Annotated in this window: 21 protein-coding genes and 2 pseudogenes; 13 read left to right on the forward strand and 10 right to left on the reverse strand. The window is 60.7% G+C overall.

Features of this window, described 5'->3' with window-relative positions; all coding sequences use genetic code 11:
• Positions 1–17: 17 nt before the first annotated feature.
• Positions 18–1,568, reverse strand: a complete 1,551-nt coding sequence (locus AB4Y36_RS31105; RefSeq protein WP_342948027.1) for a PLP-dependent aminotransferase family protein — start codon at positions 1,566–1,568, stop codon at positions 18–20.
• Positions 1,569–2,137: 569 nt separating this feature from the next.
• On the opposite strand from AB4Y36_RS31105, the gene AB4Y36_RS31110 reads away from it, so the two are divergent.
• Genes AB4Y36_RS31110 through AB4Y36_RS31120 form a run of 3 tightly spaced genes read left to right on the forward strand, consistent with a single transcriptional unit; the run spans position 2,138 to position 4,779 of the window.
• A complete protein-coding gene (locus tag AB4Y36_RS31110) occupies positions 2,138–2,962 on the forward strand; it encodes an ABC transporter permease (protein WP_368685033.1) in 825 nt (274 codons plus the stop codon).
• A gap of 23 nt (positions 2,963–2,985) precedes the next feature.
• Positions 2,986–4,005 (forward strand): ABC transporter substrate-binding protein, encoded by a 1,020-nt coding sequence (locus AB4Y36_RS31115; protein ID WP_069267254.1) that lies wholly within the window; start codon positions 2,986–2,988, stop codon positions 4,003–4,005.
• Positions 4,006–4,041: 36 nt separating this feature from the next.
• A complete protein-coding gene (locus AB4Y36_RS31120) occupies positions 4,042–4,779 on the forward strand; it encodes an ABC transporter ATP-binding protein (RefSeq protein WP_342948024.1) in 738 nt (245 codons plus the stop codon).
• Between the two features lie 8 nt (positions 4,780–4,787).
• On the opposite strand, the gene mdtD is transcribed toward AB4Y36_RS31120, so the two are convergent.
• Positions 4,788–6,254 carry a multidrug transporter subunit MdtD gene (mdtD, locus tag AB4Y36_RS31125; RefSeq protein WP_368662039.1) on the reverse strand — a complete coding sequence of 489 codons (1,467 nt, stop codon included), beginning with the start codon at positions 6,252–6,254 and terminating at the stop codon, positions 4,788–4,790.
• Positions 6,255–6,338: 84 nt separating this feature from the next.
• Here mdtD and AB4Y36_RS31130 point away from each other — a divergent pair, with 84 nt between their 5' ends.
• From AB4Y36_RS31130 to AB4Y36_RS31160, 7 genes and pseudogenes are all read left to right on the forward strand, one after another.
• Complete coding sequence (locus AB4Y36_RS31130) at positions 6,339–7,199, forward strand: LysR family transcriptional regulator (RefSeq protein WP_069267257.1); 861 nt, start codon at positions 6,339–6,341, stop codon at positions 7,197–7,199.
• 405 nt (positions 7,200–7,604) lie between these two features.
• A pseudogene (locus AB4Y36_RS31135) lies at positions 7,605–8,372 on the forward strand (ISNCY family transposase); the annotation flags it as partial.
• Positions 8,373–8,510: 138 nt separating this feature from the next.
• A complete protein-coding gene (locus AB4Y36_RS31140; protein ID WP_342950014.1) occupies positions 8,511–10,190 on the forward strand; it encodes an OmpA family protein in 1,680 nt (559 codons plus the stop codon).
• 35 nt (positions 10,191–10,225) lie between these two features.
• Positions 10,226–11,818, forward strand: a complete 1,593-nt coding sequence (locus AB4Y36_RS31145; protein WP_368685034.1) for a hypothetical protein — start codon at positions 10,226–10,228, stop codon at positions 11,816–11,818.
• A complete protein-coding gene (locus tag AB4Y36_RS31150) occupies positions 11,818–12,690 on the forward strand; it encodes a hypothetical protein (protein ID WP_368685035.1) in 873 nt (290 codons plus the stop codon). Before AB4Y36_RS31145 ends, AB4Y36_RS31150 begins: the two co-directional genes overlap by 1 nt.
• 41 nt (positions 12,691–12,731) lie before the next feature.
• Entirely contained in the window at positions 12,732–13,052 is a 321-nt protein-coding gene (locus tag AB4Y36_RS31155) for a hypothetical protein (RefSeq protein WP_342950011.1), read from the forward strand.
• 15 nt (positions 13,053–13,067) lie between these two features.
• A complete protein-coding gene (locus tag AB4Y36_RS31160; protein ID WP_368685036.1) occupies positions 13,068–13,208 on the forward strand; it encodes a hypothetical protein in 141 nt (46 codons plus the stop codon).
• A 107-nt stretch (positions 13,209–13,315) separates the two neighbouring features.
• Here AB4Y36_RS31160 and AB4Y36_RS31165 read toward each other — a convergent pair whose 3' ends face one another.
• Positions 13,316–14,920, reverse strand: a complete 1,605-nt coding sequence (locus AB4Y36_RS31165; RefSeq protein WP_368685037.1) for an esterase/lipase family protein — start codon at positions 14,918–14,920, stop codon at positions 13,316–13,318.
• An 820-nt stretch (positions 14,921–15,740) separates the two neighbouring features.
• Between AB4Y36_RS31165 and AB4Y36_RS31170 the strand changes: the two genes are divergently transcribed.
• Positions 15,741–17,135 (forward strand): matrixin family metalloprotease, encoded by a 1,395-nt coding sequence (locus tag AB4Y36_RS31170; protein ID WP_368685038.1) that lies wholly within the window; start codon positions 15,741–15,743, stop codon positions 17,133–17,135.
• Positions 17,136–17,449: 314 nt separating this feature from the next.
• On the opposite strand, the pseudogene AB4Y36_RS31175 reads toward AB4Y36_RS31170, so the two are convergent.
• A pseudogene (locus AB4Y36_RS31175) lies at positions 17,450–17,653 on the reverse strand (hypothetical protein); the annotation flags it as partial.
• Positions 17,654–17,812: 159 nt separating this feature from the next.
• Complete coding sequence (locus AB4Y36_RS31180; protein ID WP_342950008.1) at positions 17,813–18,436, reverse strand: LysE family translocator; 624 nt, start codon at positions 18,434–18,436, stop codon at positions 17,813–17,815.
• 484 nt (positions 18,437–18,920) lie between these two features.
• On the opposite strand from AB4Y36_RS31180, the gene AB4Y36_RS31185 reads away from it, so the two are divergent.
• Positions 18,921–19,808: a hypothetical protein gene (locus AB4Y36_RS31185; protein WP_368685039.1), complete on the forward strand. Its 888-nt coding sequence runs from the start codon at positions 18,921–18,923 to the stop codon at positions 19,806–19,808.
• A gap of 233 nt (positions 19,809–20,041) precedes the next feature.
• Here the strand turns inward: AB4Y36_RS31185 and AB4Y36_RS31190 are convergent, their stop codons facing one another.
• Complete coding sequence (locus AB4Y36_RS31190; RefSeq protein ID WP_069267258.1) at positions 20,042–20,815, reverse strand: SDR family oxidoreductase; 774 nt, start codon at positions 20,813–20,815, stop codon at positions 20,042–20,044.
• A gap of 93 nt (positions 20,816–20,908) precedes the next feature.
• Here AB4Y36_RS31190 and AB4Y36_RS31195 point away from each other — a divergent pair, with 93 nt between their 5' ends.
• On the forward strand, positions 20,909–21,544 hold the full coding sequence (locus AB4Y36_RS31195; protein ID WP_069267259.1) for a TetR/AcrR family transcriptional regulator: 636 nt from the start codon (positions 20,909–20,911) through the stop codon (positions 21,542–21,544).
• Positions 21,545–21,556: 12 nt separating this feature from the next.
• On the opposite strand, the gene AB4Y36_RS31200 is transcribed toward AB4Y36_RS31195, so the two are convergent.
• The 4 genes from AB4Y36_RS31200 to AB4Y36_RS31215 form a co-directional block, all read right to left on the reverse strand.
• Positions 21,557–22,591, reverse strand: a complete 1,035-nt coding sequence (locus AB4Y36_RS31200) for an XdhC family protein (RefSeq protein WP_368685040.1) — start codon at positions 22,589–22,591, stop codon at positions 21,557–21,559.
• 49 nt (positions 22,592–22,640) lie between these two features.
• Positions 22,641–23,024, reverse strand: a complete 384-nt coding sequence (locus tag AB4Y36_RS31205; RefSeq protein WP_069267261.1) for a BON domain-containing protein — start codon at positions 23,022–23,024, stop codon at positions 22,641–22,643.
• A gap of 27 nt (positions 23,025–23,051) precedes the next feature.
• Positions 23,052–24,197 carry a porin gene (locus AB4Y36_RS31210; RefSeq protein WP_368685041.1) on the reverse strand — a complete coding sequence of 382 codons (1,146 nt, stop codon included), beginning with the start codon at positions 24,195–24,197 and terminating at the stop codon, positions 23,052–23,054.
• A gap of 64 nt (positions 24,198–24,261) precedes the next feature.
• Positions 24,262–25,548 (reverse strand): MFS transporter, encoded by a 1,287-nt coding sequence (locus tag AB4Y36_RS31215; protein ID WP_342950003.1) that lies wholly within the window; start codon positions 25,546–25,548, stop codon positions 24,262–24,264.
• Positions 25,549–25,564: the final 16 nt, after the last annotated feature.

A 25,564-nucleotide genomic window follows, 5' to 3' on the forward strand; every position in this document is an offset into this window, starting at 1 on the left:
GAGACTTCCTGAGAGACTCAAGCGGGCCGCTGCTTGCGCACAACCTCGGCGAGCGCGCGCACGCCGGGTTCGATTTTCTCGAGCTTGATGGCGGAGAAGCCCATGCGGAACCATGGGCTGTGTTCGGCCTCGTCGGCGAAGAACACGCCGCCGGGCTCGATCAGGATGCCGGCCTCGCGCGCATCGTCGGCAAGGCGTGCGGAGTCCAGCCACGCCGGCCCCTGGACCCAGCACGAGGCACCACCGCCGATCGGCACGTATCGCACCTCGGGCAGATGGGTGTCGAGCGCCGCCATCAACGCGCGGGCGCGCTCCTTGTAGGCATGCGCGAGCCGGCGCAGGAGCGCGTCGTGGTGTCCGAGCGCGAGGAACGTCGCGAACGCGCGCTGGATATAGGCCACCGGGTGGCGGACCATGAGGCGGCGCAGCGCGCGCAACTCGCGCACGAGTTCCTGCGGGCCGACCACGTAACCGAGACGCAGGCCCGGGGCGAACGTCTTCGAAAGGCTACCCACATAGATCACGCGATCGGCCGTGTCGAGGCTCTTCAAGGCGGGATGCGGCGTGCCGGAAAACGTGTTCTCGCTCTCGTAGTCGTCTTCGATGATCACGAAGTCGTGCTGCTGGGCGAGTTCGAGCAGCGCCTGACGGCGCGCGATGGGCATGGTGGCCGTGGTGGGGCACTGATGGCTCGGCGTGACGAACACGTAATCGCAACGGGCGAGCGAGTCGCGCAGGCGCACCGGGTCGATGCCTTCGCCGTCGATCGGCAATTCGAGCAGTTGCGCGTTGCGATTCACGAAAATATTGCGTGCATCGGGATATCCCGGATTCTCGAAGCCGACCGTCGTGTTCTTGCCGCAGAGCAGGTCGGCGACGAGATAGAGCGCCTGCTGGCAGCCATTCGTGATGATGATCTCCTCGGGCATGGCGAACACGCCGCGCCGCGGCAGCACACGCGTGCGGATCTGCTGGATCAGCGACTCGTCATCGCGTTCGATCAGGTCGGGCGCCCAGTTGCGGATCTCCATGATCGAGAGCGCTTTCAGGCAGCACTCGCGCCAGTCGTTGGTCGGAAAGAGCGATTGATCGAACTGCCCGTAGATGAAGGGATATGCGTAGTTCTGCCAATTGGCGGGTTTGACGATGTTGCGCTGGGCGGAGGGCGGGCGCACGATGCGCGAATTCCATGAGGGTGGGGCACGCAAGCCGGCGTCATGGGGCTCGACGACGTCGGGCTGCTGCACTCGTTGTTGCACGCGCTGTTGTACGGTTACGCCGTGCAGGCCCTCCAGCATCTCGGGGTTGACGAAGTGGCCGCTGCGTTCGCGCGACACGAGATAGCCTTCCTCCACGAGCATCTGGTAGGCGAGCACCACAGTGTTGCGCGCCACGCCGAGCTGCTCGGCCAGCTCGCGGCTCGAAGGCAACGCGGAGTCCGGCGGCAGTTGCCCGTCGAGGATGGAGGCCACCAGCATCTCGCGGATCTGGTGCTGCAGACTTGTCTTCGACTCCGATGACCGTCGGAATTGCTGTGCCCACAGGGCGGACGGGGTACGGGTCGGCATGCTGGCTCCTGTGATTGATGGCGGCGGCGAGACAACGTTTGAGCAACCGTATTGCAGCAAAATCGGCCAGTCAATCGACACACGATATTCAACACTGGCCGTCCAGGTCGATTAGGTAAATTTCGGAGCGACGGTTTGCGACAAGACGGTCAGCGCTGCGCTTTCGGAAAGTAACTCGAGATAGACGCGCACGCCAGGCCCTTGCTGCGGCGCAGCGCGACCGGCTGGCGGGCGTTGGGGCGGCGCGCGCGCGGAGTAAAAATAATCGGAAGAAATCGGCTGGACGGTGCTTGCGGCGCTTCGGCAAAGCGACAGACAGCGGTCATCCGCCACTGGCCCCATCGGAACTTCCTGCCTGGTACTACCCGCCGTTTTATTGATTGAGAATGCTTGACTAAACGGGCGAGTTCGCGAGTGCGAAATGAAAGAAGCCGAAATTCGCCCTGGTAGCCGCTGACTATACTTGAATTGAGACGGAACCCGAAGCGGACGTGGAACTTCGCGCTGGCGTGCGCATAGTTGTTCAACTTGAGGAGACGGCGGTGAGAGCCCTACCCAGACGAAAGACGATGAAGCATCACGCGGATTCGTCGATCGAGCCGGTCATCAAGATCCGCCACGGCCGCGGGAAAATGAATGCCTGGTGGCTAACCACTGCAGTGCTCGTGATGTGCGTCGTGCTCTGGCAGGCCGTATCGATGGCGCGCATCTTCCCGCCGTTCGCGCTGCCCTCGCCGGTGGCGGTATGGCAGGCCTTCGTCGAAATCGTCCACAACGGGTACGGCGGCCAGTCGCTCGTCAGCGACATCCTGATTAGTTGCTTTCGCATCGTTATTGGTTTTGTGGGCGCGATTGCGATCGGCGTACCGATCGGGCTGCTGATGTCACGCAACAAGATCGTGTTCGACATCATCGATCCGCTGCTGCAGTTCGTGCGGCCGGTTCCACCGCTTGCCTATATTCCGCTGCTGGTGGTGTGGTTCGGCATCGGCGAATTGCCCAAAGCCATTCTGATTCTGGTCGGCACCATTCCTGTAATCATCATCGGCACGATGTCGGGCGTGAAAAGCACGCCGCCGCTGCGCATCGAGGTTGCCCGCACACTCGGCGCGACCAACGCACAAATCTTCCGCAAGGTCGTGCTGCCCTCGGCCATGCCGGAGATCTTCACCGCGATGCGCGTGGGTATCGGCGTGGCGTGGACCTGTCTGGTCGCCGCGGAACTGATCGCGGCGAGCAGCGGCCTTGGCTGGCTCGTCCAGTTCGCCGGACAGGCCTTGCAGGTTGCCATCGTGATCGTCGGCATCGTGATCATCGGGTTGATCGGATATGCAATGGAGCTGGCGATTCGCAAGATCGAAAATATCGTCGTACCGTGGCGCGGACATAACTGATCGGGTGACTGGAGGAAACGACAATGAAAAAGAGGCAATGGGTCTATGGCATGAGCGCGGCTGTGCTGGCGAGCAGTTGTCTGGTTCCTGGCGCGGTGCATTCGCAGAGCAAGCCCGAGGTGATCATCGGCTACGAGGACAACGGCGCCGATCCGTACATGGTATCGATGGCCGAGCATCTGTTCGAAAAGCAGATGAACGCCGATGTCCAGTACAAGCTCTTCAGTTCGGGGCCGGCGGCGATGAGTGCATTGGCATCGAACAGTCTCACGTTCATGTGCGGACTGGGCGTGCCGCCGCTCGTCACGGCGATCGCACAGGGCTTGCCGATGACCATCGTATACAACCAGGAGCGCTATACGAATGCGGCCGGCATCGTGGTCAAGCCGGACAGCGGCATCCACGACGTCGCGGGGCTGCAAGGCAAGAAGATCGCGATCGTCGCCGGCTCGCAGGCCTCGTTCGAACTGGCGACCTTCCTGGCTGCTGCGCATGTGCCGTATGCGTCCGTCACGCAAATCAACATGGCGCCGCCGCAGATGCGCACCTCATGGGTGACCGGTGCGATCGATGCGGCGATCGTCTGGGATCCGGTATTCAGCGCGTTGCGTACGTCTGGCGGCAAGGCGATCAAGACGGACGGAGACTTGCCGCGTGAAGCCTCGAGCTACAACGTCTGTATCGCCAACTCTGACTGGGCGAAGGCGCATCCGGACCTGGTCCGCGGTTTCGTGGCGGCGCTCGACCAGGGCTATCAGGTGACGATGAAGGATCGCGACAAGGCGCTCGCCGAGATGGCGAAAGCAACGGGCGTGACGGTGCCGGTGGCGACGAGCGAACTCGCCGGTTATGAGCTGTTTTCCGGCGCCGATCAGACCACGCCGAAAGTGATGGGCCTCGACGCGGGCGTCAAAACGTCCGCCACGTACCTGACTCTGGTGAATACGGCCAAGGTGCTGAACTCGATTGGCCGCATTCCGAGCGTGCCGGCGAGTTTCGACAACAACGTCGCGCCGCAGTACTCGAAACATCTGGCGCATTGATCCATTGACTGTCTGACTGTCGAGCAGGAGACGAACTTGAACATCGTCATCGATTCTCTGTACAAGACGTTCGGCGCCACATCGGCACTGGAAAACATCAATCTGCAGTTCCGGGGCGGCGAATTCATCACCGTGCTCGGCGCCTCGGGCTGTGGAAAGACGACCTTGCTGCACCTGCTCGCCGGTCTGACTTCGCCCACGAAGGGCAACATCTATATCGATGGCGAGATCAAGGACCAGCCCGGGGCCGACCGAGTCGTCGTATTCCAGCAGGCCGGCTTGTTTCCGTGGCTCAGCGTGGCAGAAAACATCGAGTTCGGGCCGTCACTGCATGGGGTGCCCAAGGCGCAACGGCACAAGGAGTCGGCGGACATTCTGCGCATCATCGGTCTGGAGTCTTTCGCACGACACAAGCCCTATGAGCTGTCGGGCGGCATGCAGCAGCGCGTAGCAATCGCGCGGGCACTCGTGATGAAGCCGAAGGTGCTGCTGATGGACGAGCCCTTCGGCGCACTGGACGCGCAGACGCGCAGTTCCATGCAGACGTTCTTGACCGCGCTGTGGGAGCAACTCCACTGCACGGTGGTCTTCATCACCCATGACATCGACGAAGCGATCTTTCTCGGTACGCGTCTCGTTGTGCTTTCGGCGCGGCCGGGGCGGGTGGCACTCGACGTGCCCATCGAACTGGACAGACCGCGTACGCCAGAGGTCGCATTCGAACCGCACTTCCTGGATCTGAAGAAGCGCGCGATGGGCATTCTCGCGCACTGATCGCGCGCTCAGCGGCGAGCGGCCGTCGACGCCATCGCGGAAGGCGCAGCGGCGACGCGCGTCTGCGTGTCGATGCGGCGGAAGACCAGGGCGGAGATCAGCGTGATCGCGCCCACGCCGGCGAAGCTCATGCGAAAGCCGGGCGCAACCGATCCCCACTGTGCCTCGCCAAGGCTCACGAGCGCGCCGCCGATGGTGACGCCGAGTCCCATCGCGAGCATTTGCACCATCGAAAAAAGGCTGTTGCCGCTGCCGGCGTCTTCGTGCGAGAGGTCCTTGAGCGTGACGCTGTTCATCGCCGCGAACTGCATCGAGTTGGCCGCGCCGAAGATGGCCAGCACGACCATCTCCACCGCAACGGGCGTGCCGCGCGAGATCAGTGCGAACGCAACGATCGATGCGCCAACGATCAGCGTGTTGACCAGCAGGAACGTCTCGTAGCCGTAACGGCGGATCAGCGGCGCAATCCAGCGTTTGGCGACCGTCCCTGCGAGCGCGGCGGGGAGCATCATGAGGCCCGAGCGCAGCGGCGAGTAGCCGAGCTCGAGCTGCATGAGCAGCGGCACGAGAAACGGCACGGCACTCGAGCCGACGCGGCAGACGAGGTTGCCGATCAGGCCGACGCTGAAATTCGGCTCGCCGAACAAGCGCAGCTTGAAGAGCGGTTCGCGGTGGCCGCGTGCATAGGCCACGTAAGCGAAGGCCGCCGCGATGCCGACTGCGAAGAGGCCGGCAGACCACGCGGCGCGATGCGTCTGGACCGGCGTGTCGAAGGCCAGCGAGAACGCAATCATGCACAGCGACACGAGTGCACAGCCGGCGAGATCGAATGGAGGCGCCGCAGTGCTCGACGCGTTCGGCAGATAGCGGTGCACGGCGAACACGCCGGCGAGGCCGATCGGCACGTTGATCAGGAAGATCCAGTGCCACGAGATCGCCTGCACGAACCAGCCGCCGAGCGTCGGGCCGACGATCGGCCCCACCTGGCCCGCCACCGAAATGAGTGCGAGCGCCGAGACGTACTGCTCGCCGCTCACCGCACGCAGCACCGCGAGCCGGCCGATCGGCATCAGCATCGATCCACCGATGCCCTGCAGCACGCGCGCGACCACGAGTTGCGCGAGGGTGTGCGCACTCGCGCAGCATAGCGAGCCGAGCACGAAGATCAGAATCGCGACGAAGTAGACGCGGCGTGTGCCGAAGCGGTCGGCAAGCCAGCCCGAAGCGGGCGTGAGCATGGCCATGGTCAACGTGTACGCGACGATGACCGGCTGCATCACGAGCGGTCTTACGCCAAGACTGCGCGCAATCGAGGGGAGCGCGGTGTTGACGATCGTCGTGTCGAGCGTCTGCATGAAAAAGCCCGCGGCGACGATCCATAGCAGCGCCGTGTGGCTCGAATTTTTGTTCATCTGGAACTTCTCGGCGCGCCGCGTGAGGGGCGGGAACGGCTTTGCGGCGCAATTGTCATCAATGGCGTCATGATATTGTTACCGTCGCTCATCGGGAACCCCAGTAGAGACTTTGACTGTCATCGGCATTGCCGATAACCATCCGCCATGCTCAATCCCATCTGGCTCAGGACCTTCGAAGCGGTCGCGCGCTGCCACAGTTTCACCGAAGCGGCGCGCCAGCTCGGCCTCACGCAGTCGAGCGTGAGCGACCACGTGCGCCGGCTCGAAGAGTCGATTGGCCGCCGCCTGTTTATCCGCGACACACATTCGCTTGCCATCACGTCCGATGGCGAGGCGATGCTGGCGCATGCCGGCAGCATCCTGCAGGCGATCAACCGCGCCGAATCGCAGTTCCGCGCGCCGCGCCTGCGCGGGCGGGTGCGGCTCGGCTGCTCCGACGACGTTGCGCTCGGCCCGCTGCCCGCCGTGCTGACGGCGTTTCGCAACGCGCATCCCGACGTGGAGCTGGAAATCACGATCGGCATGACGGGCCGGCTTTACGAACTGCTCGATTCCGGCGCCATCGACCTGATGGTCGGCAAGCGGCGGCTGGGCGACAAACGCGGCACGGTGCTCTTCACCGGACGGCTCGAATGGCTCGCGCGCGCCGGCACGACGATGGATCTCGCGCAGCCGCTGCCGCTCATCCTCGTCGCCGAGCCGAGCGTGACGCGGGCCGTGGTGCTCGACGCGCTTGCGCAGACTGATTTCCGCTGGCAACTGGTATGCACGAGCAGCAGCCATTCGGGCTGCGTGGCGGCGGCGCGCGCCGGCCTCGGCGTCACTGTGCGGCCCCAATACCTCGCCGCGCGTGGACTGGCGCCGCCCGTGAACGTCGCGAGCCTGCCGGCGCTGCCCAACGTCGAATTCATCGTGCTCGCGGCAAAGCGGCTTTCCCGCCCGGCGCAAACGCTGCTGCAGCTCATGCATGACAGCGACTTGCGGGGCTCGTGGATTGGGGAGTGAGCGCGAGGCGGGAGGGGGGGAATGCGGGGTGGTGCGCGGATCAGGTGCCGCCGGATTCGAACGCGCTTTCCGCACGCAGCACTTCGACGAACGCTTGTTGGACGGCGGTGCCGAGCCAGTCGGTGCGCCGCTGAGTTTCGGCATCATGCGCGCGCTGCTTGTTTATCGGCGCAAGAGCCGGGGGTTGCGAGTTTGATGGGGCGTGGCTGCGTCTGGGTGGAGGTGTCCACAGCGCATTTTATGTTTTATTTAACATAATATAATTTATCGAATTTTTAATATGTTCGCAAACATCTAGAAACGTCATCACAGGTCGACAATGACCTTCAACGCATGCGTGCTGGCCGCCTGCGATCCGGCGCACGCTCAGGCTCAGCCGTTCAGCCGCCTGGCCTGATGAGGGCTGCGGGCCTGTGGATCCCGCGCCGGGAACGTCCGCCGCGGTTGCACCAGCCGCGTAACCGTCGTGCGTGTCTGGGTGAACTCATCCAGATCGACGGCAGCGATCATCGATGGTTCGAGGCGCGCGCTGCGGCCTGTACGCTGCTGGTGTTCATCGATGATGCGACCGGACGGCTGATGACGCTGCACTTCACGCAGACCGAATCGACCTTCCGCTATTTCGAGGCGCTGTCGAAGTATCTGGCCGTGCACGGCAAGCCGGTGGCGTTCTACAGCGACAAGGCCAGCGTCTTTTACGTGAAGCAGCGCTCGCAGACGGCGGGCAAAGGCGTTACGCAGTTCGGGCGGGCCCTGTATGAGCTGAACGCCGAGGCGTTCTGTGCGAACACGAGCCAGGCCAAGGGCCGCGTGGAGCGCGCCAACCTGATGCTGCAGGACCGGCTCGTGAAGGAACTCAGGCTGCGTGGCATCAGCACGTGCGAGGCGGCCAATGCCTGGGCGCCCTCCTTTATCGCCGGCTTCAATCGGCGCCTCGGCAAGCCACCCAGGAGCGACTACAACGCGTACCGGCCGGCGCCTGCCGATGAGGATCTGGAGCAGATCCTTGCCTGGCGGCTCCCGCGGCGCGTGACGAAATCGCTCACGGTGCAGTATGACCGGATGCCATGCAAGGCGCATCACATTCCAGCGCAACCCGTTCCACATGCCTCGAAGTACACGTCGCGGCTGCATTGCGGTCCATCGTTGTTCGACCTGCTCTTCATTCTTTGAACATTATGCGACTAAAGATTACGTCTTATATGCCGTTAATCCGGGCTCGTGTGCAGAGACCTGGTATTCAACCAGGGCTGGCGCTTGCTGGTCGGTCAGGTAGAGAGGCCTGCCCTTCGGATCCATATAAGGACTTGAATGACGATTCGCAGCCCCATCGTGCTGGGTGTGGTTTTGTGTCTTTCGGGTTGTGCCATCAACCCGCAAACCGGACAGCCAGAAGTCGCCCCTTCCGTTAAAACCCAGTTCAACAGCATTTTCAATAGCGAAGACCCCTGCTCGCACAACGACCGGAACATAGGAATTGCCGTCGGCGCAGTAGCAGGCGGCGTTATCGGGTATCTGGCCAATGGCGCAAAGGGTGCAGCCGCAGGTGTGGTACTTGGGGCTGGCGGTGGTTTCCTGGTAGGTCACGCTTTGGACGCGCGCCGCTGCGAGCTGTACAGGATTGCGCAGGCGAACGGTCTGAAACTAGCATCGGCCCCAATCACACAGGGCAAGCCAGGCGCGGCCAATTCCGCCGACAAGCCGGCCACAGTCGGGCTCGATGTCCAGCTTGAGAACAAATCGGACGAGTTTGTAGCAGGCAGCGCTGAATTGACGCCGCAGGCTCGCAAATACCTCGCGCAGATCGCGAACCAGTATTCACCCAAAACGCTGCTGGCAGCGCTGCCAGCTGACGCGACGCCCGAGCAGCGCGCGCAGGCAAGCGCACGGAAGGTCTTGATCGTCGGACATACCGACGAAAGCGATTCGTCGCTCGGCGCGGATCCTGCGGCACTATCCCAGCAACGGGCGAAAGCTGTCGCCAAAGTGTTCGTCGATCAGGGCGTCCCCGTGCAGAACATCTTCTACCAGGGTGCGGGCGATACGTTGCCGATCGCTCCGAATGCGACAGATCAGGGACGCGAGGAAAACCAGCGCGTGCAGATTGTGGACGTCCCGACGGAAGCAGACCTGCAACAGTTCCTGTCTAACCGCACGGCCGACCCCGCCAACTATCGTTTCGCCAGCGCGAGCATAGCCGCCCTGAAAGATGTGCCATCGGGCGAGCGCAAAAACGCGGTCAACGCTACCGCTTCGGATCTCGCCGCAACGGATAAACCGGCGGTCAAACCGCGATCGAAAGCGACATCGGTCACGAAAACAGCCAACGCGGGAAGCGACACGACTGAAGCAGGAACGAATCCGCCTGTCGTATCCGCTGCGACTGCGTTTGCTGCCCGGTCGCACAGCGCTCCGTCAGCAAGCGGATCGGGATCGGACTACAACTTTGGTGGCGCACCTACGGCAGGCGGTGGCATACCGGTGCGGCTCGGCTCAGCACCCGGAAAGTCGTCATTCAGTCTGATCAGTAACGCCAACGCCGGCTCGCCGATGACGCTCAACTCTTGCCTCGGCGACCGCCCTCACAGCGCGTCTGCCGTGCGCAATCTCGCGACTGACCAGGTGCTGAACGTTCGTGAGTATCTGCCCGGATTCTACGGCGCGCCCTGGGCAGCAGGACTTGGCGGCAATCTGGTCGCATTGCTCAACGTCCGCGTGCCGAGCGATGCCGGCAGTCCCGTCCCGGAGCCGGAACTGAAGATCTACAAGGACTATGCCGGCAATGCGAAGCAGAAACCTTCGTACTCGGCACGCGTTCCCGTGAACGTGTACCGCGGCAGCGACGCCACGCTCTACCGCGTCTTCGTGGGCGGACCGATGCAGTGCATGGATCTTGTCGTGCCCGTCAGCAAACCCCGCGCGACGGGCAACGTTTACTACACGAACCGGACGGTGGCATACACCGCATCGGGCGATTTCGCACTTCACTAAAACCAGCCAACAACTAACAATTCCGGGGCTCGAACGTGATAACCGATTTTCTCCAGGCTTTTGTCTCCACCATCGTGTGGTCGCTGCCGCTTCTGATTGCGGCCGTCGTGACGGTCTTTTTCGTGTGGAAGCGCTATACCGACGATCTCTGGTGGGCCGACTTCTGGGTCTGTGTGCCGCTCGTCGGCAAGATGCGTCGCTGGAAGCAGCAAACGCATGGCATTGAAAACGTCGCGACGTGGAGGGACGCTGGCCTGCCGCCCGCAGAAGAATCGCTGTGCTCCACCTATATCGACAAGCTTCCGAAGGTGGATCAGAAGGTGTTCGAGCGTGCAAGCGAATATCTGAAGATCACTCACCAGAACGGCCGCTCGCCGATGTCGGCTGTCATGTTTGGCGCATTGATCCTGTTGACGATCGCAGAAGCGGCGGGTACAGGGATGCTGATTGCGCCCTTCGTCGCGAGCGAAATTACGGGCAACCAGATGGTCTGGATCGGCTATGTGATCGCAACCGTGATGGCAGTCGGTTTGCTTGGACTGACGCACGCAGCGGGCGCGGCAGTGTACAAGCGCTCGGCTATCAAAAAGGCGCTCGGTTCAGTGAATGCGACGGTTGAGGGTTACACGGGTCACAAGATCAGTAGCGGCGACGACCAGCAGATCGACAAGGACGCGTCGCCAAAAGTGCGCTTCGGCAGCCGCGTGCTGGAGGGGGCGCATGATCGCGGCAGCCTCGTTGTGCCGATCGTCGCCATTACGTTGCTGGCAGTCCTGCTGGCCGGCATCACGTGGATGCGGATCAAGGGTCTGCAGATCGAGATGACCAGTCACGTCGCCGATCATGGTCAGCTGGCAGCGGATAGCGGCAGCAATCCCTTCCCTGCAGTGCCAGGCCTCGACGCCTCGACCCCGCTGCCGACTGACGTCGCTGACTCATCGCGCGCCGCGCAGCAGAACGTCGACCACGAACTGAGTAGCGAGATGTTCAGCCAGGGCATCGCTGGCGCGATCGTACTCGCGATCATCTACGTGATCACACAGGCACTCGGTTTCTTCCAGGCGTTCGGGAGCTCGTTTATCGGCGATGGCAAGAATGCGTATCGCCAGACGTACGGCCACACCAGCTTTCAGAGCTACCAGGCAAAACACATCAAGCCTGCCCTCGATCGCGGCAACATGCGATTAACGGAACTTCGCGCACATCTCGGCCGCGAGGTGCCGAAATACCGCGAGAACGTGTCGAAAATCAGTTGCAGAGATTACTATGACCGCAAGGTGCGGGAGGAAGCGCGCCCCGCGGCAGACGTAGACCAGGTTCAGCAATTCGAGGCACCCCGCGTGTCGTCGCCACCTGCGCAGCGAGCACAACAGACCATCACTCCGGAATCCGTCAATGTCGCACAGGCGGCTGAGGCACTCCCGCTCTTCATCGACGTTGCGCGAATTGCGGAACGCATCCTTGACGAGCCCGATCAGGAACGCCGCAAGGTGATTCTCGACATTGCCGCAGAGGGCTCGTCTGAGCGCCGCAGTTCGATTCTCACCGCCGTTCAGGCTCTCAAGGCACATCGCAAGGCGGCAGCCGAACAGGCACGCCTGGAAGACGACATCCTCGGAGATATCTGATGCGCCGATCGACTCAGGCCTTGCGCTCGCTTGCGTTCGGCGCCAGCTTCGCGTTTTCGGGTGTGCTACCCGCTCACGCCGGTCTTACGAACGACGTCCCCAGTTGCTATGCAGCGAACAAGATCGCTGCGCCACAGGTTCAGTACGACCAGCTCATATACGTGCTGGTCGACCAGACGGTCCAGCTCGATGCCACGTTGCAGAAGTCAGTGCTCGACAATGTCCAGGGGATGCTCAAGCCAGGTACGAAGTTCGTCATCGCTGAGTTTTCTGCGTTCTCGCAGGGCCACTATCTGAACGTCCTCCATACGGGCGTTATCGAACGTCCGATTCCTGCGAGCGAGGAAGGCAACGTCGTCATGAGCCGCCTGCGGGACTTCCACACCTGCATGCAGCAGCAACTGGTATATGGACAGAGGTTGGCGCTCGCAACGACCGCCCAGGTTTTGAAGTCGGGGACATCGACCTTGGACCAGTCGGACATCCTGATGGCACTGAAGAGCGTTTCATCCGCTGTTGCACAAGAGAAGGCCACACATAAGCTGGTCTTCGTTGTGACAGACGGACTGGAAAACTCCAGCGTCACGAGCTTCTATGCGCGTAACGCGGTGCGCCACATCAACCCCGCCGTCGAACTGAAGAAGGCGCAGGACAACAATCTCTTCGGCGACTTCGGTTCGGCACGCATTTACCTTCTCGGTGCCGGCGTCATGCAGCCGGCCGCCAATGGATCGACTGCCGAGCGTAACGGCTACCGGGATCCGAAGACGCTGATGGATCTGAAGCAGTTCTGGAGCGGGTATTTTTCGCGCTCGAACGCACAACTGGTCGAGTTTGGCGCACCAGCGCTCCTTGAGCCACTGTCCTGGTGAGCCACACGCGAATAGAACCAATTGGGGTAAGCGTCCGAATCGTGCAAAATCTGGCGCTTTCTCCGGAAAAGCGCCGACTGTTCAACGAATTGCTAGTTCGTCAGCAGCGCAAGATCCGCGAGCTCGCGCTGCCTTGCTACAAGCGGCTTTGCAGGCTATCACCGCCAGATTTTGCACGATTCGGACGATTACCCCAACACGAGAAGATCGGCAAACTGGCGGAGCTGCTGGCGGAAAACCGCGACCGCTTCTCGTACATGAACTGGGGAGAACAGCGGCACTTCTGGGGCGCGTTCAAGATGGATGCGCCCGGCGACGCGAAAAATACGCGGCGGCTTTTCGGCTTCCTCGTGAACAAGTAAAGTAACGACGCCATTGTGTTCGGCGAGATGTATTCGGCCGAAGGCGGGTTCGCGAGCGGGGCCATCGCCTCGGCCACGAATGGCATGCAGAAACTGATCGTGCGGCACGACGGAACGCTGCCGCAAAACTCACCGTTCCACCAGGACCTGCTGTAGACCGGCGTGGCGCGTAAAAGCGGTGCGCGAAGAGGCGTTGCGGCGCGCCTTCGCGCATTGCGTGCGACGCAGTGGCAACGAGCCGGCGTATGGACCTTTATCGTCGCTCATGCCCAAGGGCTGGCAATGAACTTCAACGCCCCTTTGAACTTGATTCCGGCACCGCCTACGATCGCAATGCGTGCAACGAGCGGAGTGGGTGATCCCGCATTCAGCGGTTGCAGCGTGAGCGGCGTCTTCGTGGACGGCGCGCCCGTGGACGTCTGTTCGCTCTCCCACCAGTAAGACGCGGTCCAGGGCACGTGACTCGTGTCGAGTTCGACGATCACCGCATCCGCGTAAATGCTGCTGCCTTCGAAATGATCCACAGTGGCGTCTCGACCGTCGATCTGATAGTCAGGTGTACGTACGGCCAGTTGCACGCGGTACGCCACGGTAGGGTTCTGCGGGTCGAGCTTGCCCCAGTCCGCCATGAAGATTGTGGAAAGCGCCTTCTCCAGCGCAGGCGTCTTGCCCCGTTGCGCGCGCACGTCGCTGTGCTCGAGCACGGCTGACGAGTCTTCTTCCGCAACACGGCGCGTGAGGAACCAGCGCTTGTTGCGCAGCGAAATGAGCACGTCGACCGGATACTTCGCTTCGAGCGTGCCAGCGGCATCCGCATCGGCGAGATCACCGGCCGGCATGACGATGTCGTCCACTTCGAGCCATACGTCGACACGATAGTCGCCAAACAGGAAACGCTGGAGGTTCTGATAACCCTCCTCGCTGTTGACAATGCCAAAGTAGCCCGAGTGGCTGCGATACACAAAAGCCTTGGCGCACGGCCTTTCCACCTGAGTGCCATCCGCGGCAACGGTGAACCCTTTCAGATCGGCATTCTGAATGCGAACGAGCCCGTCGCTGCCCTTTCCGACGAACGTGCGCGACAGGCCCATGCCGACCTCGTAGTCGAGGCGGTTCGTGCCGATCAACGTGAAGATATTCGCGGGGTCGAGCGGCGTAGCGGGACAGCGGGCAACGTCGTCGGTCTGGGTTTGCCAGGTCGGAACGAGCCCAAAATACTTGCCCATCACAGGACGGCTGAACGTGTCGATTTGATGGCTCGTGAAGAAGCTCGGCACATTGAATCCGCCGAATTCGATGCCGTTGTGCGGAGTCGCATACGTGAAGAGTTTTTTCACGGTCGTACGAACGTTATTCGGATCGCACTGCGGATTTTGCAGGAAGGTCCGCGCGACGAGCCCGCCCATGGAATGCGCAACGAGAAAGCAGCGGAACTGCTCGGGCGTTGCGTAAGCACCTTCCGTCTTGAGCACCAATGTACGCAAACGGGCGAGGAGATCGCTCAGCTTTCTCGCGAAGTCCTGGATCGGTGGTACGACACCGTTGCCGAGAAGCGTCGACGCTGGATCGTAGTAATGGAAGATCACAATCGAGCGGCGCGGCATCGGCTCATCGAACGTCGGGCTTGAAAGATCCATCCCTTCGCTGATCACGTTCACATAGTCATGATTCGCCACGAGCCGCACGACGGGCGACTCGAACACGAAACGCGCTGCGTCCGTGGCGCCGGGACGCGCTCGATAGACAGTCGATCCCGAATTGAAGCCGCAAAATGGGTCTGCCGTGGTTTCGTCGATGTCCGACTTGTTCATCGCGAATCCACGAATGTAGATGATCGGGTGATACGACTCGGCATTGGCTGATGGCATGGGAGGCTCCGTCGGAGTTGGTCTTGCCTTCGATCGTTTGCAGACCAGCATCGGGAAAGAAAGCGACGATTCAAATCGCGCTGGCATCGGCATGCCGGCGGGCTCGATGCGAACAGGCGTTGCAGGTCATGCGCACAAGGGAAGACAGTTCGCGCGTTTCTGCTCTACGCGCTGAGGCAGGCCGTCATGCGACTGCGTATTTACATTTGCCATTCAGTTTTCATTCACTTTATCAATAGGCAAGCAAATTTAAAGGTCGATTTTTTCACCCTTGCGTTCGGTTCCGAACAGATGGATTACGCAAGACGGTAGTGCTGCCTGAGGGCAGACATGGGAACGCCCTGCCCGCGTGGCTTCGCAAACATCCAACATCCCGCTGCACGAATGATTGGGATCTTCCGGGCACGTGACGGTGGCAGCGTGTGGAACAAGACTTGAAATAAGATTGAAATGTTTCTATTGTGGAAATGAAACTATTCTGACGTGAAACCGATGCGTTCCGGGAATTCAATGGGATCCAATTAATCAGGATAACGAACGTATTTAAAACGACTGAGAGGCTGAATTGAACCGTCGTGACTTCATACTCGGCAGCGCGGGTTGGTGCGGCTGCTGTGCAGCAGCGTCCGCGCAAGGCGTAACGGGCGCGGGTCGCCAATTTAACACGGCCAGTGGCGTGAGGGAAATTGCTCCAGCGCGGCAGCCGCACATTCAGCGGGATTTATCGGTCCGTAGCGTTGCGCCTCCTTCCGGCCGAGTGCTCTGCGGCTCGACCGATCCGCGCCCGGGTCCTGGTGGCCTCGTCCCCAAAGCATATGGATTGAAGGGCGGCGACTGGGCGAGGAAGTCGGCGTTCAGCTGGTCGTTTTCAGGCAACGTGCCTGGTGTTGGCGGCAGCAACGTGGTGGTCCCGATTCTCAGAAGAGCCTTCGGCACGTGGTCAACGGCCACGCCGCTCTTGCGCTTTGCACAGGTCACAAACGGGGCCGACATTCGCATCAATGTGGGTCTGCTCGGCCCCAACATCGCGGGCCTTACCACACCCGACGGCAGACAGATCACCATTACCAACGGCTTCGCGTTTGCGCCTACGGCGGCCTCGGGCTCGCCTAGCTTGCTGAATGTCGTCACACATGAGATTGGCCACGCGCTCGGTCTGCTGCACGCCAATACGGGCAATTCCATCATGTTCCCGACGACCTCCGCGCAAGAAACGCTCAGTCGCGACGACTTCGACGGTATTCGGGCGCTGTATGGATGGCCGGGCCAAACGCCGCTCAACTTCACGACCGAACAGGCGCCCGCGCTCTGCGTATGCGGCGACACGCTCGCGATGGTGTGGCGCGGAGGCGGCGACAATCGCAATATCTGGATTGCGACTTCGGACGACGGTTTGCATTGGACTCAGCAGCGTGCATTCACCGATGTCGGCACGATAGGCGGCCCCGCTCTCGCGTGGGATGGCTCGCGCCTCTGGATGGTGTGGCGCGGCACCGGCAATGATCAAGGGCTCTATTTCAAAACGAGCCGCGACTTCTTCGTTCACGACAATCCCGCCCAGGCGCCGCTGTCTTTCGCGGGTTCGTCGCATGGTCCTCGAATCGCGATCGTCCGGGGTGTTCCCACGATGGTGTGGAAAGGCATCAACAACGATCACCAGATTTACTTCTCCGAATTCCGCTCGGGACGCTGGCAGGGTCAGCAGATTATTCCCGGAGTAGGTACGGCGGCCGCGCCCGCTATCTGCCAGGACATCAATGGCGGAATCCGCCTCCTGTGGCGAGGCGTGCCGAATGATCAGGCGCTTTACACGACTGCGGCGCCTCCAGGCAGTTACGCGTGGGCGCCGCAAAGCACGTTGACGTGGTATTTGCTCGGAAATGGCACAACGGTGCCCGTTAGCAGCGGCACTGCGGGTTCGTGGGGCGGTCCGAGTCTCACCGTCGAGACGTCACAGCCGAATTTCACCACTTCCGGCGAGTCCGTTATTCATGCCGCGTGGCGCGGGATAGATGGCGACCAGGGCCTCTATTTTTCCCAACTGGCGCGCGATCAAACAGGCGCCGCCGGCGAGTCGCTCAATTGGTCCAGTCAGGCGAAGATTCCGAACGTGGGCAGCTCGCAACCGCCTTCCATCGTCAGCTTCAAGCGCCAGTTGGTCCTAGCGTGGAAAGGCGTCGAGAACGATACGCGGGTCTACGCAATCTCTACGTGATGTAACGGCCGATATCCCCTCTTCGGCGCGCGCTCAGCCCTGCTTTCGCGGCGCGGACGTGAGCGCGAGCGCCGAGCGCTCGACGGCGTCGGCTATGGTGTGCCTTTGATTTTCGTGCAGGTTTCCGGTTAGACGTACCTAAGCCGGGCGGGGCTCTCCCTTGCGGCCCGTTATAAATTCCTTTTCGAATCAGGCATCTTCTGACTACCCTTTGCGGGGTAGCATGACGATAGGAGCCCGATTGTTCAATCGGTGATGTGCGCCGAAATTGCAGACGCCGCCTGCAATTTCGACTCAATGCTCGGGACTTCAGCTCAGGCCCGAGGACTGGCGGTCGAAACGTGCGGATCACTGTCGAGACTTGGAAGGATTCGGCGCGCGTACCGAGCCACCGGGAAATTGAACGTCCCGCGCAAATTGATTCCTTCCAGGTGGGTCGGCGCGATTCGCCTTAACTGTTCCGATTCCAGTGGCTTGCCCGTGGCAGCCTTAATTTCTTCAAGAGCGCGTTGCATGTGCGCCAGATTCCGCGCGAGCGCGTACGTGCCATGACTGGGCTGTCGAAGCCCTTGAATTCGAGCTGAAGCAGCAGGCGGTTCCGTAGACGAAAATGAAAGCGGCCCGGCTGTCGATGACAGGCGGGCCGTGTTGGCTCTGCTCACGTTTCCGTGACCAACTTACAGCTTCTCCGTCGCGAGCTTCGCACCTAACCCGATGAATAAAGCGCCCATTGCCTTCGTCAGCCAGGACGAGATGGTCTTGTTTCGCCGAAGCGCATGTGTCATTCGGGACGCAAGAAATACATAGGCGATACTCGTGCTGATCCCAACGGTGTTGCCGATCACGCCCAGCTCGAAGAGGTGTGCGACCGGTCGAGGATCATGCACGCTCATGAATTGAGGCAGTAGTGCAGTGTAGAACAGAGCGACCTTCGGGTTTAGCACGTCGCTGAGAAATCCCTGCCAGAAGACATGCCGTAGCGTACTCTTCCCACTGCTCTCCTGGAGCGCGAATCCGCCATTGGCGCGCAATGCGCCCCAACCGAGATATACGAGATAAGCCGCGCCGGCGAACTTCACGACAGTAAATGCCGTCGCCGACGCGAGAACCAGGGCAGACAATCCCGTCACCGCTGCCAGCAAATGAATGTAGGCACCAAGGTTGATGCCAAAAGCTGCGCATAACCCTGCAGCCCGCCCCTGCGCAATCGTGCGGCCCAACAGAAATATCATATCGGGGCCGGGCACGAGGCAGAGCACAAGACTCGCACCGATAAAAAGCATGTACGTATGCCAACTCATTCTGTAGTCCGCCATTTGAACAAGCTATGAAGATCCGGTCTCTGACAGACAGCGCTATCGCTGTCTTCACGTGCCTCGAAAACTACCATGAAATTCGGCACCGTCGCCGCGCCGTCAAAACTGTAGCTTCGCGAACGGATACCTCGGAACGTTACTGTTTCCGACCGCCGCGTCATCCAAGGCGCAGCCGCAAGGTATCCGAACGTCTGTCCGGGGGCCCAGGTTGTCGGCCATGCATGTGGTGCACTATGCTTTTTCTATGTGGAACTGTCCGGTCTGTCCACCAACGAGGGTAGCAAACGAGGCGCGCCGTCAGAAGTGACGAAATCGCTGCTCGAAAGCAGACCTCATGCGCGCCCACTTCCCAGTCACAGCGATTCAACTGGCGAATCCGATTCGCCACAAGCGATACACTCGAACAGGGTTTTAGATCGTACTTGCCACAAGCGTTATCCTCGAACAGGTGTCGAGACGGAGACACACGATGAGCCGATTTCTGTGGACGCAGAAACTAGACGTCGCTCCCATGGGCACCCGTGAGGGAGTTGCGATGTCCTTCGATAGCGAACGTTGTCGAACGGTCCTGTTTGGGGGCGTCACATTGGGAACCGGCGCGCTCTGGAAAGACCTTAACGATACGTGGGAATGGGACGGCTCGAACTGGACGCAGATGGCTGATTCGGGACCGGCAGCTCGCGCGTATTCGGCCATGGCGTACGACGCCGCAAGAAAACAGAGCGTCCTCTTCAGTGGAAATCTTGGAACCGTCGACACGTGGGGATGGGACGGACGGAACTGGACACAGTTGGCGGACTCAGGACCCGGCGCGAGCTCAAGCTCACCGATGGTGTATGAGGCTCAACGAAGGCAGATTTTGCTCTATAACGCCAACAGCGGTTCGCCCGAAACCTGGGGTTGGAATGGCGCCGTTTGGACCCAGCAGGCAGACACAGGGCCATCCGCCCGGGTTGAGCACGCAATGGCCTATGACACCCAGCGAGACCGTACTGTGCTCTTTGGTGGAAAAAGTGTTGATAGCGGCAAATATTTTGGCGACACCTGGGAATGGGATGGCGCGACGTGGACCCAGGTCAGCGAATTTGGTCCGCCGCCGTGTATTGGCGCCGCGCTGGCCTTCAAGGGAGACAACGTAGCTCTGTTTGGCGGTGCATCGTCCACACAGGACCTCGGAGCCACGTGGACGTGGGACGGGAAGCATTGGACGCTTCGACAGGATTTCGGACCGCAGCCGAGGCTCAATCATGGTCTGGTCTACGATACCAAGCGAGAGACGCTGGTCCTGTTCGGCGGGAGCGCTCAATACCACGCCATAGTTTTCGGGGATACCTGGGAGCACGCTGGGATCGAGTAGTTTGAGGCATATCGAGCATAACTATTTCGACATCCTAACGTAATTTGACATAATTTTTAAAACCCTTTCATTTGCTGTCACAGCTTTTTTGTAATGTCTGATTCTGGCTATTTACAGATGTCGTGTTTTTGAGCGCTGGCAAGCTGGCAGACTGCCGCAACCGCTGCGGGGCCTGCCATGAAGCCGGACACGACGCTGGTCGCACACTGGTGCGGCCTTCATGTCAGAGGGACTTAGAGCCGGGCACCGCCCGTCGCATCGATCACCTGCCCCGTCGTCCAGCGTGCCTCATTCGATGCGAGGAACGTGACGACATCAGCGACATCAACAGGTTGACCCACTCGTGAGAACACCGACATGGCCTCCGCGCCGGCACGTGCCTCCGGCACCTTGATCCACGCCGCATTCATGTCGGTCTCCGTGACGCCCGGCATGACCGCATTCACCGTGATGCCACGAGGACCGAACTCAGGGGCAAGCGCCAGCGTCAGCGTTTCAATCGCACCTTTCGAAGCGGCGTAGGCGGGATGCGTTGGAGCCGCGACACGCGTAAAGCCCGTCGAAACATTGATAATTCGCCCATTGTCGCGGATGTGATCTGCAATAGCCTGGATCAGGAAGAACGGTGCCTTGAAGTTGATCGTCAGGACCTCGTCGAATGCGGACTCACTCGTCTCAGACAGGCGGATGGCCGGTGCCACGCCAGCATTGTTGACGAGGATGTCTAGCCTCGGCTCGCCCGTGGCGTCGATGGCAGCGGCCTTGAACTGTTCCCAGATACTGTCCGTTGCTTCCTTTCCGCGACTTAGGTCCGCTTCGATCGCGACGGCTTTCGATCCGAGAGCTTCGATTTCACGGATGGTGGCGTTCGCCGCATCCCGATTGGCGCCGTAGTGCACGCCGATGAGCGCAGCCCCCTCTTTCGCAAATGCCAGGGCTACGGCATGGCCGATGCCACGCGAGCCTCCCGTAATCAGGGCCACCTTGTTTGAAAGCTTCGCAGACATCGACCACTCCTTCCTGACTGAATTAGTAGTGGTCACTATAATATTGACGTCGAAACACGCTTGTCAACGATTTTTATAGGACTCGATATAAAAATGAGCGAACCCGCCCGGAAACGCGGCAGGCCGAGGTTGCTGGACCGCGACGTGGGACTCGATGTCGCCGCTCGGCTGTTCTGGGAGCATGGATACGAGGGCACCTCGATCGCCGATCTGACCGAGGCCATGGGTATCCCGCCGCCGTCCCTCTACGCAACCTACGGCTCGAAGGAGGACCTTTACAGACAGGCGCTCGACCATGTCAGCGAGCGTGAAAACAAAGCCGTGCTGGAAGCGCTAAGCGGAAAGTTGCCGGCGCACGATGCGATAGCGTTCTATCTGCACGACGCTGCGGCACGCTTCACCGACCCGGGAAGGCCGCGCGGCTGCATGATTTCGACTGCTGTTCTCCAACACGCCGAAAAGAGCGAGTCGGTCGCCCAATTGGTCTCCGCGCGACGGGAGCTTGGGCTGCAGACCATCAAGGTACGCTTCGACCGTGCCGTCGCTGAGGGCGAACTTGCCCCGGATACCGACACCGAAGCGCTCGCACGCTTCTATGCCGCAGTGGTGCAAGGCATGTCCGCGCAAGCCTGTGATGGGGCATGCAGGGAAAGACTGAAGCGGCTGGCTGATATTGCGATGTCTGCATGGCCTTCGCCTCCAGTTCGCCGCCGGAAGCCGGTTTCATGAGAGAACCCGCTTTCACCAAACACGATCCAGCGCACTGATCGGTGTGCCATCATTCGTGATTGCCTTTGCCGTCTTCCCACGCTCGACCCTAAGGATTGCCGGCAGCGACACACGATTCTTCGCGGCCGTGACTTCTGCGAGAATCGATACCGCGATTTCGGGCGGCGTGCGGCTGCCGATATAGATCCCGGCCGGACCGCGCAACCGTGCAAGTTCTGCGTCGCTCAGATCGAACTCTTTAAGCCGCTCGCGCCGTGCAGCATTGTTGCGCCGCGAGCCAAGCGCACCGACATAAAACGCGGGTGTCTTCAGCGCTTCCATCAGCGCGAGATCATCGAGTTTAGGGTCATGCGTGAGTGTAATGATTGCACTGCGTTCGTCGGGTCTCATTTCCAGGACCGTATCGTCCGGCATCGTGCGCACGAGTTGCGTGCCGGGTACATTCCATGTCTGCACATACTCCTCGCGTGGATCGCACACCACCACCTGATAGTCGAGTCCTGTCGCGACCTGGCATAAGTAGCGCGATAGCTGTCCCGCGCCAATAACGAGCATACGGTAACGGGGCCCGTGAATCGTCGTCAGATGCATCCCGTTGAAGTGCACACCGTCAGTCGTGCCCGGTGGCCCAAGTGTGACGGCACCCGTTGTCATGTCTAACGTGCGCGCCACCAGTTCGCCACGACTGAGCGCTTCGTGCAGGGCCTGAATACGGCTTTGCCGCGTAATCGGCTCAAGCACGAGTCGCATCGTGCCACCGCAAGGCAACCCGAACCGATGCGCTTCCTCGGCACTAATGCCGTATTCGACCACCTTCGGCACCCCTTGCGCGACGCCGTACCGACGCACCTGGTCGATGAGATCATCTTCGATACAGCCGCCTGAAATGGAGCCCACCACACGACCGTCATCGCGCAGGACAAGCATCGCCCCCTCCGGGCGAGGCGACGAACCCCAAGTCTTCACGACCGTAACAAGCAGCATTCGGTGGCCCGCATCAAGCCAGTGCATCGTAGCTTCCAGCACCTCGAAATCGACACTGCTCATGCTCACATTCTCCTACGGTACGCAGTCGAGCCGCGTCATGCACGTGCGCCTACTGACTGCCGAACGGCGTTTTGACCGTCAGCCGGTTGGTCACGGACCTCACGCCGGGAACGCCCCGCGCGATCTCCGTCATCTCACCGATGTGTGAGGCATCAACCACCGTCCCGTCGAGCGTCACCGCGCCGCGCTTCACCACCACGCTGATGGCGCCCGCGTCGATCTCCTCGTGCTGTGCGATTGCCGCGTAGACCTTGCGGCGCAGCGCAAAATTGTCCTTCCGGCTACTCGTCTGCGTGACGCTGCCGGAGGCTTCGGTCGCTGTGCCTTTCGACACGGTGCGCGCTTCGCTCTCGCTGGCCTGCGCCCAGACGTGAATAGATGTTGATCCAACCAGCAACCCGACAGCGATTTTCAGTGCCCTGCTTGTCTTCATTCATTGCTCCAATCAGCCACGGTGGGATCAGAAGGTGTGCCGAATGCCAATCATCGCGGCGGTGCTGGAGGTACCCTCAGGAACCGGCGCGGCGTAGGCGATCGCCTGGCTCATCTTGCCCCGGTTATTGACATGGCCAATCTGTACATAGGCGATGGTGGTCCTGGACAAACTGTATTCGGCGCCCACCGCGTACGCATCCGATTGATTGGATGAAACGTTGCGGTCCTTGAGGTAATAAAAGCCAGAGGTGACCTTGAAAAACGGCGTGAACTTGTAGCCGAGCCCCGCGGAAATCATCTCGAAGTCGGCCTGACCGCTGTTCGCCGGATCCTTGCCGATGCTGTATGACGTCGATACTGACAGGTCGTGGAACGTGTACATCGCGCCGAAATAGTAAAAGCGATTGTTATCGCGCCCGGTGGACGGTGCCGTGATGATCGCGCCGATCGCTGTCGTCGTGAAGGGATTGCTGTCGTGGCCGTTGTAGTAAGCAGCCGAGAGATTGAGACCGTAGTTCGAATACCTGAGCACGGCAGACTCGCGCGTGCCACCCTGGGATTGACCGGCGACGCCGCCCGGCGCATATTCGAGTCCCAGCGATAGACCGTGAAATTTCGGCGACTGGTAAACGATCGCGTTAGAGTCGTACAGCGCACCTATCGCTCCGTTTGTACTGGTGCCCTGCCAGCCTGCAGCCTGATTCATGCCAAGCCATGCGGTGAGGATACTGCCGAAGAATTGCGCGCCCCGTACGTCGGTGTCGGCCATCGCAAATATTATCGGCACGAACTGACGGCCCGCATCGATCGAACCGAAAGGACCGGAGATGCCGATCGTCGCTTGCTGGTTGAAGATTGCGCTGACGCCCGGTGTGTCGGACAGTCCGAACTTCCCGTTGGTACTGGTGAATGCTCCCTGGAGCTTGAAGTTGACCTTGTAACCACCGCCAATGTCTTCAACGCCCTTGAGCCCCCAGAAACTGGTGAAAATACCCGCGTCCTTGAGTGCGTATAGGTGGCCGAGATTCATTTTCGACTGGAAATTCGGCGCATTCGCGCTTTGATACAGCAATCCCGTATCGAGCGCGCCATACAGCGTCACCGACGATTGCGCGTGTGCCGCGACCGTCCACACAAAGACCGTCGAGGCGACGATCACTTTCATTTTCATGCTGTCTCCAATGTCATATTTTTTGGTGGATGCGTGCCACGCTTCGAACTTCCACGTCGTCTTTTCAGCCCGTTTCCGGCCCGAAAAATATGGCGGCCAATCCCATTCCGAATACGGTTGCGAGAGTGATTCCCACCACACGGAATCCCAGATTCGCCGACGCAAACGACACGAGCAACGGTCCGAACGCGGTAAAGAGACGGGCCATATTCCAGGCGAAGCCTTGTCCTGTGGCGCGAACATGGAGCGGAAAAAGCTCAGTCAGGTACAGAGCGACGATCCCAAATCCGCCCATTGCGAAGAAACCGAATCCAAGCATTGAGAAATAGAACGTCCCCAGTGTTTTCGCCGCTCCAAAAAGGACAACGACTGCAATCCAGGCGCCAGCACAAAACACTGCGTAGACGATCCGTCGGGAGACACGCGGCATCAGACTGACGAGGAGCAGAATCGAGGCGTATCCAAGCACCGCACCGGCGTTGGTCGCCATGAAAGCGATGCCCGTCTGTCGCGTGAATTCCGCGCTGCCGGCGGATGGGAAGAACTCTCTCAGCAACGTGGGAAAGATGATGGATGCCCCCCAGCCACCGATCATCATTGCCGAGGCAATGAGCGTTCCGACAATGGTTCGACGGCGCAACGGGCTGCCAAATATCTCCGATATCGAACCCATTTTCGGACCTGCGTGACGCATTGCGGCCGCACGTGACTGCTCCCAACTCGCCGATTCCGGTGTGATGAACCGCAGGCCAAGGCTCGCGAGCGCCGGTGCCGCCCCCACGCCAAGCACCCAACGCCATCCAGCGCCTGAAAGCAGGATCGCGAGCGCGGAGGCGGCAACCAGCCCTGCCACATTGGCAACCTGCATCACCTGAACGGCCTTCGCCCTGTGTTTTTCTGGCCAGGTCTCCACGACAAGCGCGGCGCCGGCGGCCCACTCACCACCGATTCCAAAGCCCGCCAGCATCTGAAACAGGAGGAGTTGATACCAGTCTCGCGCGAAGGCACCGGCTGCCGTGAATACCGAATAAATCAGCATCGTGCCGAGCATCACTCGCGCTCGCCCGAACCGGTCTGCCACGATACCGGACAGAATCCCGCCGATGCCCCAGCAAAGCAGTTTCGCGCCGACAATGAGCCCTCCAATCCGCATGACGCTGCCCTGTGAAGCCCCGAGCAGGTCGTGAAGGGCCGGAACCATGATCATGGTGAACAGGTAGAGATCCATTGCATCGAACATCCACCCCACAAACGCGGACGCAAGTACTATCCAGGCGGCCTTGCCCACGACAGGAGCACCAACATTGCTCCCATGGTCTGTCGACTCGAAAGGAGTCGAGTTCGTTTCCATCTTCCCATCTCCTGCT

The organism is Paraburkholderia sp. BR10936, assembly GCF_040965735.1.
In the GTDB taxonomy this organism is placed as follows: domain Bacteria; phylum Pseudomonadota; class Gammaproteobacteria; order Burkholderiales; family Burkholderiaceae; genus Paraburkholderia; species Paraburkholderia nodosa_A.